The organism is Streptomyces sp. NPDC053673 (assembly GCF_055585225.1).
On record NZ_JBVJKN010000014.1, the window covers coordinates 68,647 to 83,597 of the forward strand.

Annotated in this window: 12 protein-coding genes; 6 read left to right on the top strand and 6 right to left on the bottom strand. The window is 68.4% G+C overall.

Annotated elements, in window-relative coordinates; translation table 11 throughout:
- Positions 1–406 precede the first annotated feature (406 nt).
- Together ACZ6ZQ_RS20825 and ACZ6ZQ_RS20830 are read left to right on the top strand one after the other, a co-directional pair.
- Positions 407–1,981, top strand: coding sequence for a hypothetical protein (locus tag ACZ6ZQ_RS20825; protein ID WP_469769992.1), 1,575 nt, complete (start codon positions 407–409; stop codon positions 1,979–1,981).
- A gap of 156 nt (positions 1,982–2,137) precedes the next feature.
- Positions 2,138–2,644 (top strand): carboxypeptidase-like regulatory domain-containing protein, encoded by a 507-nt coding sequence (locus ACZ6ZQ_RS20830; RefSeq protein WP_469769993.1) that lies wholly within the window; start codon positions 2,138–2,140, stop codon positions 2,642–2,644.
- Positions 2,645–2,806: 162 nt separating this feature from the next.
- Here ACZ6ZQ_RS20830 and ACZ6ZQ_RS20835 read toward each other — a convergent pair whose 3' ends face one another.
- From ACZ6ZQ_RS20835 to ACZ6ZQ_RS20850, 4 genes are all read right to left on the bottom strand, one after another.
- On the bottom strand, positions 2,807–3,667 hold the full coding sequence (locus tag ACZ6ZQ_RS20835) for a fumarylacetoacetate hydrolase family protein (protein WP_469769994.1): 861 nt from the start codon (positions 3,665–3,667) through the stop codon (positions 2,807–2,809).
- A gap of 141 nt (positions 3,668–3,808) precedes the next feature.
- Positions 3,809–4,573, bottom strand: coding sequence for a YidC/Oxa1 family membrane protein insertase (locus ACZ6ZQ_RS20840; protein ID WP_469769995.1), 765 nt, complete (start codon positions 4,571–4,573; stop codon positions 3,809–3,811).
- A 141-nt stretch (positions 4,574–4,714) separates the two neighbouring features.
- Entirely contained in the window at positions 4,715–5,026 is a 312-nt protein-coding gene (locus tag ACZ6ZQ_RS20845; RefSeq protein ID WP_469769996.1) for a DUF6412 domain-containing protein, read from the bottom strand.
- A gap of 198 nt (positions 5,027–5,224) precedes the next feature.
- On the bottom strand, positions 5,225–5,752 hold the full coding sequence (locus tag ACZ6ZQ_RS20850; protein WP_469769997.1) for a winged helix-turn-helix transcriptional regulator: 528 nt from the start codon (positions 5,750–5,752) through the stop codon (positions 5,225–5,227).
- A gap of 155 nt (positions 5,753–5,907) precedes the next feature.
- Here ACZ6ZQ_RS20850 and ACZ6ZQ_RS20855 point away from each other — a divergent pair, with 155 nt between their 5' ends.
- Entirely contained in the window at positions 5,908–7,422 is a 1,515-nt protein-coding gene (locus ACZ6ZQ_RS20855) for an MFS transporter (protein WP_469769998.1), read from the top strand.
- Positions 7,423–7,456: 34 nt separating this feature from the next.
- On the opposite strand, the gene ACZ6ZQ_RS20860 is transcribed toward ACZ6ZQ_RS20855, so the two are convergent.
- Together ACZ6ZQ_RS20860 and ACZ6ZQ_RS20865 are read right to left on the bottom strand one after the other, a co-directional pair.
- Entirely contained in the window at positions 7,457–8,020 is a 564-nt protein-coding gene (locus ACZ6ZQ_RS20860; protein ID WP_469769999.1) for a hypothetical protein, read from the bottom strand.
- A 187-nt stretch (positions 8,021–8,207) separates the two neighbouring features.
- Positions 8,208–9,023, bottom strand: a complete 816-nt coding sequence (locus tag ACZ6ZQ_RS20865; protein WP_469770000.1) for a class E sortase — start codon at positions 9,021–9,023, stop codon at positions 8,208–8,210.
- A 141-nt stretch (positions 9,024–9,164) separates the two neighbouring features.
- Between ACZ6ZQ_RS20865 and ACZ6ZQ_RS20870 the strand changes: the two genes are divergently transcribed.
- The 3 genes from ACZ6ZQ_RS20870 to ACZ6ZQ_RS20880 all read left to right on the top strand — a co-directional run bounded on the left by ACZ6ZQ_RS20870 (position 9,165) and on the right by ACZ6ZQ_RS20880 (position 14,859).
- A complete protein-coding gene (locus ACZ6ZQ_RS20870; protein WP_469770001.1) occupies positions 9,165–10,169 on the top strand; it encodes a tetratricopeptide repeat protein in 1,005 nt (334 codons plus the stop codon).
- Between the two features lie 176 nt (positions 10,170–10,345).
- The gene (locus ACZ6ZQ_RS20875) at positions 10,346–11,887 is read left to right on the top strand and encodes an ATP-binding protein (protein WP_469770002.1); all 1,542 of its coding nucleotides are present in this window, start codon (positions 10,346–10,348) and stop codon (positions 11,885–11,887) included.
- Between the two features lie 32 nt (positions 11,888–11,919).
- Positions 11,920–14,859, top strand: a complete 2,940-nt coding sequence (locus ACZ6ZQ_RS20880) for a Z1 domain-containing protein (protein WP_469770003.1) — start codon at positions 11,920–11,922, stop codon at positions 14,857–14,859.
- Positions 14,860–14,951 lie beyond the last annotated feature (92 nt).

Below are 14,951 nucleotides of genomic sequence, written 5' to 3' on the forward strand. Positions count from 1 at the left end.
GCCCGCGGAGGGGGTGAATCCCCCGCACCCCCTCCGCGGCCCCTTCGTCCACGGCGCCCACCGAGGTCCTTTCTCCGCGCCTGCCGAGGCCCTTCTCCCCGTCGCCTGCCATAGCCCTGCTTCGCATCGCACGCCAAGGCTCTTCTCCGCGTCGCCTGCCAAAGCCCGGCTCCGCATCGCCCGTCGAGGCTGCGTACATACGGGAGATATCAGCATTCAGGTGGTTTCGCCGACCATCTCCCTTCAGTTCCCGGTCATTCTCCGATTTCCCTCACACGATGAGCGCAGGAATCCCGACGCGCGGTTGCCTCGCGACCGCGAAAACTCGAGATGAGGACCTGCGTTGACGTCCAGAACGAGAGCTCGGCGAGTTCTGCCACTCCTGCTGGTCACGCTCGCACTGAGCTTGGGCCTGCCACAGGCGACGGCCGGTACCCCGGCGGAGAGCGGCACTGCGGCGGAGAGCGGCACCCCGGCGGAGGGCGGGCAGTCCGCCGTGGTGGCGACGGACGAGATCCGGGTACCCGCGGCGAGAGTCGCCACCCCGAGCGGTAACGCCCAGCCTGTGAAGTGGACCCCGGTACTGGCGCCGCGGCTCACGGCGACCGCCGAGGAACTCGCCGCGTCCCGGTCGATGAAGCCGCCGAAGCGCCCGGCAGTCCCCGTTCAGCCGCCCGGTGCCCTTGCGCCGCCCCCGCTCCAGAGCAACTTCGAGGGACTGGGCCAAAGCCCGTCCGGCGCCCGCCCACCGGACACCCACGGCGCCGTTGGACCCAACCACTTCGTGGAGGTCACGAACGGCCGTGGGCTCGGCATGTTCCGGAAATCGGACGGTGTGCTCGTGAAGAACGTGACGTTCGCCAGCTTCTTCGGCTACACGGCACAGATGATCTTCGATCCGCGAGTCGTCTACGACAAGAAGTGGAACCGATGGGTCGTCGTCGCCGAGGCGTTCCAGGAGAGCGCCACGATCCAGAACGTCTTCCTCGCGGTGTCCACGACCTCCGACCCCACAGGCTCCTTCTACATCTACAAGTTCGACGTGCCGGAGCCGTCGGGTGATTTCTTCGACTTCCCACAGCTCGGCATGGACCAGGACGCCGTGATCATCACGGCCAACATCTTCGCCGGGAACACCTACGTCCGTTCACGGGTGCTGGGCATCGCCAAGTCGGACATGTACAACGGGCGCGCTCTGTCCATGCTCTACCAAAGCCTCGGCACGGTTGGCAGCATCGCGCCTCCGATCGTGGAGGACAACAACGCGAACGCGTATCTCGTGGTGGCCGGCGTCGGCTCACCCACCGCACTGAGACTGTTCCGCGCGAGCGGCCTCGGCCGGAGCAACGCGAGCATCGCCGCAGCGGTCAACGTGCCGGTGCCTGCGTTCTCGCTACCGCCGGACGCCCGCCAGCCCGGAGTCACCGACCGGCTCGACTCCCTGGACGCCCGCTTCCAGAACGCCAGTACGCAGATCGGCAACCGGCTCCTCAACGTCCACACCATCAACGTGGGCGGCTTCCCGACGCCGCGGTGGTACCAGATCAACACCAGCACCAACACGGTGGCTTCCACGGAGCGGGGCATCCTCCGCGAAGCCGTCGACTCCGACGACTTCAACCCGGCGGTTGCCGGTTCGCCCGTCGGCGGCACCGCCTCGAACCCCATCGGCCGGATGTTCTTCACCTGGTCCTCGACCGATGCTGTCGGCTCGGGCCTCCACCATGCCAGGGTGAAAGGCAGCGGTCGGCTGGCCACCGACCCCGTCGACGTCACCGGGGGCTCGACCCTCACCACGGCGACGGTTCCGTACAACCCGTCGGCCGACACCGTTGAGCGGTGGGGCGACTACTCCGCGGTCTCGATCGACCCGGTGACGGGCGGCACCTGCGCCATCGGCCAGCGCGCCTGGATCGTGAACGAGCGACACGTCAACACGACTCAATGGGGCTCGCGATTCGGCAGGCTCGGCTTCTGCTGACCGGACACGCGGCGGCGGGGTGGCGGGGTGTGGGTGGCGAGCTGGCGGGCTGGCGGGCTGGCGGGCTGGCGGGCTGGTGGGCTGGTGGGCTGGTGGGCTGGTCAGGAACGAACCAGCCCCGCCCTGCCCCGCCCCCGCTCCGAAGGAGTGAGCGCCATGCCGGAGAGTCCCAGCCGCCTTCACCGTCCCCGCCGCCTTGGCCGTCCCGCCCCATGGGGAATGCCCGTACGGCGGTACCGTCTGCACGCCGCGGCACCGCTGGTCGTGCTGGTCGCACTCACCACCGGATGCGGGACCTCACCCGACGTGCAGTCCAGCAGTTCCCCGACACTGCGGCCGTCCGGGGTGAGGGGTGTGGTCGTCCTGTATCCGGTCTGCCCGATCGAGAGCAGCCCGACCGGGAGCAGCCCGGCAGGGGGTCGTGAGGACCCCTGCCGTGCGGTGCCGACCGAGGCGACCGTGCGAGTACGCGACACCGCGGACGCCCTCGTGGCCACCGCGCGTGCCGGTCACGACGGCCGGTTCCGGGCATTGCTGCGGCCCGGCGAGTACGTCCTGGAGGCCACGGCCCCCAGGAGCACCGGCTGTCACCCCATCGGCGTGACCGTCTCGCCCGGCACGTACACGGACGTGACCGTCCGCTGCGACACGGGCATCCGCTGAGGGCGCAGAGCCGCAACGCCTCGTCGGCCCCCGCGCGGGGCCGGGCCAGGCCGGAGGCACCGGCCCAGGACCACCTGGCCGGGCCCCGGGCCGGGACCACCGGCCCAGGACCACCAGGCCGGACCCAGGCCAGGGCCACCGGGCCGGGGCCTCCGGGAGGTGTTACGCGTCCTTCAGCTCCTGCCGCTGCCGGCCGAGCCCCTCGATCTCCAGCTCGACGACGTCTCCGGACCGCAGGAACGGCTTGGGCTCGGGCTGCCCCAGCGCCACACCCGCCGGCGTACCGGTGTTGATGACATCGCCCGGGTACAGGGTCATGAACTGGCTCACGTACCGCACCACTTCGGCCACCGGGAAGATCTGGTCCGCGGTGGAGCCGTTCTGCTTCAGCTCACCGTTGACCCAGAGCTTGAGCGACAGCGACTGCGGGTCGGGCACCTCGTCCCGCGTCACCAGCCAGGGGCCCAGCGGGTTGAACGTCTCGCAGTTCTTGCCCTTGTCCCATGTGCCGCCGCGCTCTATCTGGAACTCCCGCTCCGAGACGTCGTGCGCCACCGCGTACCCCGCGACATGCGCGAGAGCCTCCTCATGGGACTCCAGGTAGCGCGCGGTACGTCCGATGACCACCGCGAGCTCTACCTCCCAGTCCGTCTTCTCGCTCCTGCGCGGTACGAGCACGGTGTCGTTCGGTCCGACGACCGTGTCCGCGGCCTTGAAGAAGACGACGGGCTCGGCGGGCGTCGCCGCACCGGTCTCCGCCGCGTGGTCGTGGTAGTTCAGCCCGATGCACACGACCTTGCCGATACGGGCCAGCGGCGGGCCTATGCGCAGCCCGGTCGCGTCGAGCACGGGCAGCTCACCGGCCTCGGCCGCCTCCCGGATCCGGCCGAGCGCGGCATCGTCGGCGAGCAGCTCGCCGTCGATGTCCGCCACCAGCCCGGACAGGTCCCGCAGTGTCGTCTCGTCCTGGTCGAGCAGCGCCGGACGTTCAGAACCCGCCGTACCGACACGCAGCAGCTTCATGTTTCTTCTCCCTGTGGTCGAGGTGGCCCCGGCTGAGGGTCCCCCGCCGTAAGGCAGGGGCACTGTGCGGCTCATTGGAGGATTGGTCGATCCTCCAAGAGATCAGACCAGCCTGCAAGACCCCGTTCACAACCTGGACCGTTACCCAGCGGTAGCCAGGGCGCCGGCCACCGGAGTGTCCCGGTAGAGGAACACCCTCTCCACCGCGCTCCAGGTGGTGCTGGTGACGACATAGAGCGCGGCGGCGAGCGGCACGACCGCGACGGTGACGAGCGTGGCGAACGAGAGCAGCGGCATCACCTTCGTCATGGCCCCCATCCCCGGCAGCTGCTGCCCCTGATCCAGCGGACCGGCGGCCGCCAGCTGACGCTTGGTGCGGACGTAGTTGAACGTGGCCACGGCGGCGACGATCCCGAACAGCGCGACGTACACCAGCCCGGCCGGCCCGAACATCCCACCGCCCCCGAGCGCGTCCGCCCACCTGCCCCCGAGCGGGGCGGCGAGCAGGCTGTGCCCGAGCAGCCCGTTCGCCTCGCCACCGATCTCCGAACTGGAGAACAGGTGGTACATGAGGAAGAACGCCGGCAGCTGCAGCAGGCTGGGCAGACAGCCCGACAGCGGCGAGACCTTCTCCCTGGCATGCAGCTCCAGAACCGCCTTCTGCAACCGCTCCGGGTCCTTGCCGTGCTTCCTGCGCAGCTCGGCGACCTGCGGCGCGAGCCGGGTGCGGGCCTTCTGCCCGCGCGCGGCCGCACGCGAGAGGGGAAGGACGGCGAGCCGTACCAGCGCGGTGAACAGGATGATCGCCGCGGCGGTGGCGGAGCCGTGGAAGAGCGGCTGGACCACATCGGCGAGCCGCTCGACCAGCGAAGCGAAAACGGAATTGAAAGAGGCGAAAGTGGACATGGAGGCCCTCCGGGTCTCGTCGTGCCGGAAACAAACAGGCATGTCGGCATGACGACCCGCGAAGGGGTACCGGAAAGTACGCGGCTGGGCAGATGCGCGGATGCCCGGATGAGCAGATGCGCGGATGAAGTGAGGGTGCCCCTACGCGGCCGTCGTGCAGGGACGGCCCGGGGCTCGAGGCCTGGTGCGGCCCGATGCGTCGGGATCGCGCTGCGGCAGGAAAGCCGTACGCCGCTCGCGGTCACGTATCGCGGTCCGTATTCGCGTGCGCGGAACGCGCGGAACGGACCGCGAGAGGACCAGTGCACAGGCGATGAGCGCGGCGCCCGCCGCAGCGGTGGCGGCAAGCGCGACGGCGACGGAGAGTCCGATGCCTTCGGCCACGAAGACTTCGACGAGAACGAAGAGCAGCAAAGCGATCGGCCGCAGAGCACGCAGCACCTGTCCGGTCACGAGCGCCTCCTCTCTCTGCCCTCTACGTCTTCTTCGCACAGAACTCTCTGCTCTGTGCTCACTGCTCAACTGGCCTCTGGCCTCTGCTCGGTGCGTTTCCTCGTACGGAGCGGCCCCGTACGGGCGATACGAACCTTCATTCGTTATACACGAGCAAAATCCGCTCCGGGTTCCCTGTGGACAACCCGCACTGTGCGCTCACACCCGCTCCCCGTCGAGCGGCTCCAGGAGTCGGCGCGGCTTGAGCAGCGCACGGCTGACCGGGTCCGCGGGGTCCTGATCGAGGCCGGGCCCCGGGCGCATCTCGATGTCGGTGGGCGGCACCCCGACCCCACAGGCAGGGCATTCGCCGTAGGCACCCAGTTCCGTACCGCACGCCGCATGGCGGAAGATGCGCATCTGCCGCGCGCCCGGAAGGCCCTGGCCCCACACCCCGAGCGATCGGACGGTCGGCCACAGAGCCAGCCCGTGCTCGGTGAGAACGTACTCGTCGCGCGGCGGGGACTCCTGGTAGCGGCGCTTCTCCAGCACTCCGGCACGGGTGAGCGCCTGCAGCCGCCCGGCCAGCACGGCGCGCGGGGCGCCGAGGTGGATCAGGAAGTCGTTGTAACGGCGCACGCCGTAGAACGCGTCGCGCACGACGAGGAGCGTCCACCGTTCGCCGATGATCTCCAGCGCACGGGCGAGGGAGCACTGCTGCGCCGCGTAGTCCTTACCGAGAGCCATGACCTCAGCGTAACCGCTACAGGTTCAATGAACGAACCAAGCGTGTTATGGTCGGATCAGGCGATAGGTTCATTCAACGAACCTTCCTGGGTCCGCCGAACCGAACCGGATCCCGGCCACGCCCTGCAAGCCGCCCGATTCCACTTGGGGAGCACATGGCACACCCGGCACGGCCCACATGCACCGCGCGGCCCCGGTCCACCGAGCAGTGGCCCGCAGAGCCGCAGCCCAACGGGCAGCGGTCCGCGGAGCCCCCGTCCGCAGCGCGGCACGGAACCGGAGAAACCCACCCGGACACCGGCCACCGCCCCGGCGCCGGTGCCCACCCCAGTCCCCGCCCAGGTGCGACGCTCGCCGTCACCAGCGCCGCGACGGCCGTCGCGCTCATGAACTACACCGCGCCGATGCTCACGCTCCCCAGCATGACGGCGGCATTCGGAACCCCACCCTCCGCGCAGGCATGGCTGCTCAACGGCACCCCGCTCGGCCTCGCCGCCCTCCTCCTCGTCGCAGGCAGCCTCGCGGACGACTACGGCCGGCGCCGTGTGTTCGTCGCCGGCACGCTCGCGCTCGGTCTCACGACCGGGCTCGGCGCGTTCGCCGACTCGACCCTGACGTTCACCCTCGCCCGTATCGCCCAGGGCGCCGCGAGCGCGGCGATCCTCGCCAGCAGCCTCGGACTGCTCGTCCACGCCTTCCCGGCCGGTTCCGCGCGGATCAGGGCGACCGGCGTGTGGGGAGCGTTCGTCAGCGCGGGGATCGCGCTCGGGCCTGTGCTGGCCGGCGTCCTCGGCACGCTCGACTGGCGGCTCGTGTACGACGTCCTCGCGGTCGTCGCTCTCGCGACCGGCGCCGCGGCCTTCCGCATCCTGACCGAATCACGCGCACCACGCGGCGGCCGCCCCGATCTGCCCGGCGCGCTGGCCCTCGGCCTGTCGCTGACCGCGCTGCTCACGGCCCTGACCCTGGGCCGCGACGGCTGGCTGCGCGCGCCGGTCGGGCTGCTGACGGCCGCGTCCGTGGTCCTGCTCGCGGTCTTCGTACTGGTCGAGCGCAGGACCACGACCCCGATGATCGACCTCGGGCTGTTCCGGCGCCCGCTCTTCCTTGCCGCTTCGTCAGGCGGGCTGTTCACGGGCCTCGCCGTGATCGGCCTGTTCAGTTACCTCCCGACGCTGCTCCAGCGGGCTGCGGGGATGTCCCCGCTCGGCACCGCATGGCTGTTCCTGCTCTGGTCGGGTACGGCCTTCCTGGTCGCCCTCCAGACGAAGCGACTGGCGGGCCGTATCGCCGCCCGGCACCAACTGGCCCTGGGCTTTGCCCTGTCGGCGGCGGGGGTGCTCGCGATGCTCGGCGCGGTGTCCGGAACGGGCAGCTGGGTATGTCTGCTGCCCGGCCTGGTCGTGGCCGGAGTGGGCAGCGGCCTGCTGAACGCCGCACTCCCCCACCTCGCCGTCGAGTCCGTACCACCGGAACGCGCGGCGATGGGCTCGGGCGCCAACAACACGGCCCGCTACATCGGTTCGGCCGCGGGCGTGGCCCTGATGATCGCCGTCTCCGCGGCCGGTACGAACGCGGCGCTGGTCGTCTCGGCAGCGCTGTCGCTGCTGGGCGCGGCTGCGGTGCTGGCGTTCCGGCCGGGACGCGCGGTGCCAACTGCCCCCCGCTAGTGCCGCGACCGGGCAAAGCTTGCCGGGAGGGGCGCTAGTGGCCGTCGACGATCTGCATGCCCGGCGCGAAGTGCGCAACGGCGGCAGCGAGGCGGCCCTTGTCGAGACGCCAGCCGTTCACGGCTCTGGACGCCAAGAGCAGCTCGACCGGTACGGGCGCGAGCGCCCCGCCCACGGCACGAGCGAGCCGTCCCTGCCCGGGGCCCGGCAGCGGGGGCGCGCCCTCAGGGCGAGCCACGCCGATCCACGGGATGGTCGTATGGGGCACGTGCTGCTGCCAGAGGACCACGGCCGTGATGTCCTCCCAGGGCACATGGACGGTGGTGGCCCGGTAACGGAGGGGGCTTCCGCCGAGTAGCACGCCCGACTCGTCGACGCGGAAAGCCACTTTCCGGGTCAGCGCCCCCGCGGCCATGAGCAACCCTCCGCCGCCGAACAGGACCAAGATCGCGATCCGCTCTCCCCAGGAGAATCCGACCCCCGGTATCAGCAGGCACGCACAGAACAGGACGGAACCACCCAGGACCGCGACGGTCCGACGGTCGAACCCGTACCGCGCCTCGTAGACGGGCGCTTTGCTGCTGGTGCTGCTACTCATGCCTGGATCATGACAACTACCCGCCCCTGCGGGTAGGCATGAACAAGTGACGATCACCGCATGAGGTGAGATGTGCCGACCGGCACGCCGGACCGACGACGGACCGAGGCCGGGACGGTCCACCGGTGACCGCCTGTCGATGCCTAACCGAGCCGCATCAAGGCCTCATCGAGACCTCACCAAAGCTTCATCGAGGCTTGATCGAGGCGAGCTTCCCCCACACCACCAACCGGTACTTGGACGTGTACTCGGGCGTGCAGGTCGTCAACGTCACGTAATAGCCGGGCTCGTTGTACCCGTACCCCGGTTTCACCACACTCCGCGGCACGGCCGCGATCACCCCGCCGTCGCGCGCGGATGTCTGAGGCAGCCCCTTGTCCACTACATAGGTGAAAACCCCTGCCCGCGTCTCGACCACGACCCTGTCCCCGTTCCGCAGCCGGTTGATGTACCGGAACGGCTCGCCGTGCGTATTGCGGTGCCCGGCGACCGCGAAGTTGCCGGGCTGTCCGGGCTGAGCGGTCTGTGGGTAGTGCCCCACGTACCCCTTGTCGAGAACGCCCCGTTTCGCGATGCCCTGCGCGACGGGGGCGACGACTCCGAGCCGGGGGATGCGGAGGACGGCGTAGGCCTGGTCCCAGCGGGGCGTGCTCTGCCGGGCGGCCGCCTGGCCACCTGCTCCGCCACCAGCCCCCTCCCCCGTCCCCGACGCGCTCCCCTCGGCATCGGGCCCCGGATCCGCATCAGCGCCGTCGGCACCGGTCTCAGGGGCCTCCCGGGCGCCCTCCCCCCACTCCCGTTCCAGGGCCTGGACCTGACGCCCGGCACCCTCCTTGGCCTGCCGATTGGTCCACCAGAGCTGATGAACGACGAGGAGCAGCACCACCACACCCAAGGTCACCGTGACCTCGGCTCCGACCCACAGCCCGCGGGCGAGCGTGACCCGGCCGCGCACCGGGTCGAGCACCCGTCCGCCCCGGGTCCGCCGCCCCTGTACGACCACAGGAATCCGCTCGGAACTCCGCTCAGATCTCCGCCCGGATCTCAGCCCAGGCATCCGCTCCCGCACGGCCCGCACGATAAGGGCAGCCCCTCCAAGTCACCAGGCCCCTGCGGAGCCCCGTACAGCAGTACGGTGTGCTGCATGCGCCCCGACACGCCTGCCGACCACACCGCCGAAGCCGAGCGTCTGCTGCGCACAGCGGAGCAGTATCCGGAGGACCGTGAACCACTGCTGCTCCAGGCCGCGGCCCATCTGGAGCTGGCCGGCGACCGCGACCGCGCGACCGGCCTGTACGACCGTCTCCTCTCCGGCGCCCCGGAGAACCCGCATCTGATCAAGGCGCTCCAGGCGGCGAACCTGTGGGAGTACGGCCACGACGCGGAGGCCCGCGCGATCATCGAGGGCATCCGCGCGGCCACCCCGGACGACGCGGCCCCGTGGGAGATCGTCGCCGAGACCCTCGAGGCCCACGACGAGCTCGACGCGGCCCACTCCACGTTCACCACGGCGGTGACCCGGCTCGTCGACCCGGACGACGAGATCCCGTACCCCGCCCAGTCCCTCCTCACCGGCCGCCACCGCGTCCGCCGCCTTCTGGCCCTCCCCCACGACGACTGGGACGTCCTGGCGGACCGCCTCCACACCGCGGCCGTCCCCCTGGACGAGCTCCACGACCCCAAGCGCCTCTGGGCCCTCGGCTCCTCGGACCCCACCGAACTCCGCGCCGAAATCGCCCGCCTCCGCACCGAACTCGGCACCTACCGCGCAGCCCTCTCCCGCCCCTTCCCGGTCGCGGTCCTCCACTGGCCGGCCCCGGAACTCACCGAACTCCTCACCGCGTACCCCTCGCTGGCCGCGGAGTACCCCACCCACGAGACCCACCTCACGGCCATCGAGTCCGCCCTCCGCGACCTCTCCTCCACGGGCACGGGCAACCTGGGCATCGTCACCGGCACGGTCCCGTCCTACGAAGCCTTCGCAGCCTCCGAGTCCGCGTCCCCCGCGGACGCGTCGCTGCTGCCGCAGTACGCGACGACCCTGGCGGCTCGGGGGAAGGCGGTGCCGTGGCCTCCGGCGAAGGGGGCGGGGTGCTGGTGCGGGTCGGGGGTGGCGTACCGGGAGTGTCACGGGGTGGAGCTGGGCTGAGGGCTGGAGGTTCGGCGTCAGCCCGCAGGGCTGACGCCAAGCACACCTTCACGAAATCCACGCCCGGCTGACACATGTAAGTGGCATGCAGTAACGTCGCGTTTGACCTGATGAACTGACGGGCCGCCCCATTCCCCCCACTCAGGCCCAGTCCTGCGTGCGCGAGGAACATCTTCATGCCCTACGCCCCGTCCACCGACTGGCAGTTCGACATTCCAACCCAGGGGAGCAAGCGGCTGCCGCCTGCTGCCCGCTACGTCGAATCGCTGACACACCAGGGATACGGCTTCGAGGCCGCCATCGCGGACCTCATCGACAACTCCATCGACGCCGGCGCGCACAACGTCGTCGTCAGCTTTCTACGTGACGACGACCAGCTCGTCAGCCTTCTTGTCATCGATGACGGTCAGGGAATGGACGATGCATCCCTGGATGTGGCCATGACTGTCGGCGGGCGCGAGGGGTACTCGGACAGCGCCCTCGGCCACTTCGGAGCCGGCCTGAAGGCAGCGTCACTCTCCCATGCGGAGTCGCTGACGGTCATCAGCCGCACGAAGCGCAGCCCGTCCGCAGGCCGACGCTGGCTCACCACGCGCGCCAAGGCCGACTACAGCTGCGACATCGTCAACGCCCGTTACTGCCAGGACCTCGTAGACCGTTACGACGGAGTCATCGGGTGGAACGGCACCATCGTCCGCTGGGACAGCGTCCGGGCCTTCGAGACGATCACCGACGGACAGACCGATCGATTCCTCAACGACGCCATCGAGAGGCTTGAGACCCATCTCGGCCTCTATCTCCACCGGTTCCTCTCACAAGACGGCTTCCACATCGACATCGTCGTAGAGGATGTGCGCACACGGGAGGAGCTAGACCACCGGGGCGTCGAACCCATCGACCCGTTTGGGTATCGCATCCCCGGTCAGGCCGGCTACCCGCGCACGTTCGCGGCCCCCATCGAAGGCATCGGCGAGGTGGAATTCACCGCCCATATCTGGCCGCCCAAGTCACCGCTTGTGTCCTACCGCGGCATCGGTTCGCTCGCCGAACGGCAGGGGTTTTACATCTACCGCAACGACCGTCTCGTACAGGCGGGGGGATGGAACGGCACCCGCAGTGCCGAGCCCCACCACAACCTTGCGCGCATCGCCCTCGATCTGCCCGCCGCTCCGAATGATGTCTTCAGCCTCACGGTGAAGAAGGACGGCGTGAACGTCACCCCAGCCTTCGCCCGCGGCCTGGAGAAGGCCTCTGACAACGAGGGCAACTCATTCACCGCCTACCTATCGGCGGCGCAGACGACATATCGCGAGGCGGCAAGGCGCTCCACGGAGGTCCAGCGCAAGGAGGTTATCCCGCCTGGCAGGGGCGTCGACCCCAAGCTGAAGCGCACTCTGCGTGATGAGCTGCCCCAGCTTGAGGGCGAGGACCCGATCACTTTCCGGTGGGATGCTCTGCCCTCTGGCGTCTTCTTCGACCTCGACCGCGAGGACCACGTCGTGCGGCTCAACAGGGAATACCGCCAAGCCTTCAACGGCGACCGCCGGGCTGGCTCGAACGACGCGCCCGTCCTCAAGGGACTTCTCTATCTGATGCTGGAAAAGAACTTTCGGATGGGCCGATCCAGCGCCCAGCGCGACGACGAGATGGCGCTGTGGAACAGCGTCTTGCTGACCGCCGCCCGCTGCGAACTCACCCGGGCTGACGCAGACCGCTGATCGCTTTGCCTGTCTGATTGCTGAGGACATTCATGACCGACCACCTGCTCAACCTTCACGGCGATGTGCTGGCGGCGATGCGTCGCGGCCCGAAGAACTTTGCCCGGCTCTCCTTCGCACTGTCCGATACAGAAGAACCCTCCGACAGCGACCTCAGCTTGTTCCGCGACCGGCTCATCTCAGGCGACGTCGACCTCAAGGCGCTGTGGCACCGCACGCTTACGGCCTGGGACTTCGCCGAAGCCGCCGAATGGTCTGCGGCTTCACCCCGGACGGACGAACGTCGTGCAGACATTTACGCACAGCTTGGCTTTGACGCTGACCTGCGCAAGGCGCTGGATGTCGCCGTTCCGATCGATAGGGGCCCACGCCAGGTCGTCATCAGCGACACATTCAAGTCCTGGTACTCCAAGGACACAGCATCGGTCCGCCCCTTCTACTGGCCCTCTTATGAGCGCCTCCTCCGCGGTAAAGGCTGGAGCGACGCGGCGGTCGCCGGCCTTGACGAGGCATCCCACAGCGTCGTCGAACGCCTCTCCGACCCCACACGTACCGAGGCGTACGGCGCCCGCGGCCTGGTCGTCGGGTACGTTCAGTCTGGCAAGACCGCGAACTTTACTGGCGTCATTGCTAAGGCAGTCGACGCGGGCTACAGACTGGTCATCGTCCTCGGGGGCACGCTCAACCTGCTGCGCAGTCAGACGCAGCGCCGCCTCGACATGGAACTCATCGGCAGGGAGAACATTCTCCGCGGTGCCGACCCGGACGATCGCGACGCTCTCGTTGGCGTCGACTACCAGGACGACGAGGACTGGCCGCACAAGTTCGTCTCTCACGGCAGCCGCCCGTCGGCACTCGGCGCCTGCGACATCGAACGCCTCACCACGCGCGACGACGACTACCGAGGGTTGATGCAGGGCATCCGTGCGCTCGACATCGAGAAGCTTGACCGGACCCTCCCTCTTTACGACCCCGCGAATCTGCACCATGCGGCAGCACGCGTCATGGTCGTCAAGAAGAACAAATCGGTCCTCACGAACCTCGTCAAGGACCTCAAGAAGATCGGCCCGATCCTCAACGAGATTCCGGCCCTGATCATCGACGACGAATCCGACCAAGCATCCGTCAACACCATCAATCCGAAGAAGTGGGAAGAGGGGAAGGTCACCCGCACGGCAATCAACGGACTGATCTCGGACCTTCTCGGCCTTCTCCCCCGCGCGCAGTACGTCGGCTACACGGCGACGCCCTTCGCCAATGTCTTCGTCGACCCCGACGACTCCAAGGACATCTTCCCGCGCGACTTCCTCATTTCCCTTCCGCGGCCTTCCGGCTACATGGGAGTCCAGGACTTCCATGATCTCGATACGGACACTCCCCTCGACGAGCGTTCTCTCGCCGACTCCCAGGAGAAGGCGCACGTCCGAGGCATCTACGACAGCGAGAATGACCGTCTACTCGAGGCAATGGACGCCTTCGTGCTGGCCGGCGCGCTCAAGCTGTACCGCATCGACAAGGGCATTCCCGAAGGCAAGTTCCGCCACCACACCATGCTCGTCCACGAGTCGGTGAAGATGGTCGATCACGCGGCACTGGCACTCCGTCTTAACTCCATGTGGCACTCGTCCTACGGTAGTTCCGAGGCCCACGCTCGCCTCGCAGCGCTGTTCACCTCCGACTTTCAGCAGGTCTGCGCGGCCCGCGCCAACGGTTTCCCCGTCCCCTCCTCGTACGAAGAACTGCGCCCGCACATCAGCCGCGCGCGCCAGCTGATCAGTGCCGGCGGCAACCCCGTCATCATCGTCAATGGTGACACGGAGCGCGATTACGAGCAGGCTGACCTCGACTTCGACCGCACACCAAACGTCTGGAAGATCCTCGTCGGCGGCACCAAACTCTCACGCGGTTTCACGGTCGAGGGCCTAACGGTCACCTATTACCGGCGTAGGACCCAGCAGGCAGACACCTTGATGCAGATGGGCCGCTGGTTTGGTTTCCGCGATGGCTATCGCGATATGGTCCGGCTCTACATCGGCCGCGCGGAGCCCTATGGAAAGGAGATGACCCTTGACCTGTACGAGGCATTCGAAGCCATCTGCCAGGACGAAGAGGCTTTCCGGTCGCAGCTTGCACAGTACGCGGAGATGATCGACGGCGAGCCCCAGCTGACTCCGTCCAAGGTCCTTCCGCTTGTTTCCCAGCACCTCGCTCTGGTCAGGCCTTCAGCACGAAACAAGATGTACAACTCAGAGCTGGTGGAGATCCGTTCGCCTGGAAGGCCGATCGAGCCTGCTGCCTACCCAGACGGCTCTGCAGCTCTCAAGCGCAACACGGAGCGGTGGCGGCCACTGCTCCATGTCTTCGGAGCCGAGCCCAGGACCCTGACGCTCCCTCCTGACGACAGCAGTCCCCTCACCCGGACCTTCCAGGCCACAACGGCTGCCGTCCCTCACACCGCCCTAGTCAGCGTGCTGAGCCAGCTTGAATGGGAGGGCGACAACCACTTCACGCCGCACCTCAACTACCTATCCCAGCTCGACGGTGCTCTGGCCAAGGTCGACGACTGGCTACTGGTAGCCCCTTTGACAACGGCAAGCCGCCGCGTTGAGGCAAGCATTCTTGGCTCCGCTCCATGCTCGCTCGTACGGCGCAGCCGTCAACTGGGCAAGGTGTCATTCGGCCGCATCTCCGGTCTTGAACACCGTCGGTGGGCCCAGAACTTGATCGACAACGCCCGCGAGGGCGTCGACAGCACGTCACCTGAAGGGCTGGCGATCGGTCCTCGCACCGGGATCCTGCTGATATATCCGGTGATCGAAACCAATACCGACGCCGAGCTCAAGGCAGCCGCCGTCAATGGCGTGGTCGATCCATCGCGCGTGGTCCTGGCGTTCACGGTCATCTCGCCCACAGCAGCGAACGACTCCACGCGCCGCCTGCTGCGCTATCAGGCGAAGCGGTCCGGAAACTAAGGAGCGAACGCCGCCCGGGGCATCCACGACGAGGCTCAGCGCTGCCCCGGCGGTCATCTGGCTCACACGTTCAACTCAACAGACAGGACTTA

Coding starts and splice junctions, on each gene's coding strand:
- ACZ6ZQ_RS20855 (WP_469769998.1), top strand. CDS start 5,908: ATGGCACACCCGGCACGGCCCACATGCACCGCGCGGCCCCGGTCCACC.
- ACZ6ZQ_RS20870 (WP_469770001.1), top strand. CDS start 9,165: ATGCGCCCCGACACGCCTGCCGACCACACCGCCGAAGCCGAGCGTCTG.
- ACZ6ZQ_RS20880 (WP_469770003.1), top strand. CDS start 11,920: ATGACCGACCACCTGCTCAACCTTCACGGCGATGTGCTGGCGGCGATG.
- ACZ6ZQ_RS20840 (WP_469769995.1), bottom strand. CDS start 4,573: ATGTCCACTTTCGCCTCTTTCAATTCCGTTTTCGCTTCGCTGGTCGAG.
- ACZ6ZQ_RS20850 (WP_469769997.1), bottom strand. CDS start 5,752: ATGGCTCTCGGTAAGGACTACGCGGCGCAGCAGTGCTCCCTCGCCCGT.
- ACZ6ZQ_RS20835 (WP_469769994.1), bottom strand. CDS start 3,667: ATGAAGCTGCTGCGTGTCGGTACGGCGGGTTCTGAACGTCCGGCGCTG.
- ACZ6ZQ_RS20860 (WP_469769999.1), bottom strand. CDS start 8,020: ATGAGTAGCAGCACCAGCAGCAAAGCGCCCGTCTACGAGGCGCGGTAC.
- ACZ6ZQ_RS20830 (WP_469769993.1), top strand. CDS start 2,138: ATGCCGGAGAGTCCCAGCCGCCTTCACCGTCCCCGCCGCCTTGGCCGT.
- ACZ6ZQ_RS20875 (WP_469770002.1), top strand. CDS start 10,346: ATGCCCTACGCCCCGTCCACCGACTGGCAGTTCGACATTCCAACCCAG.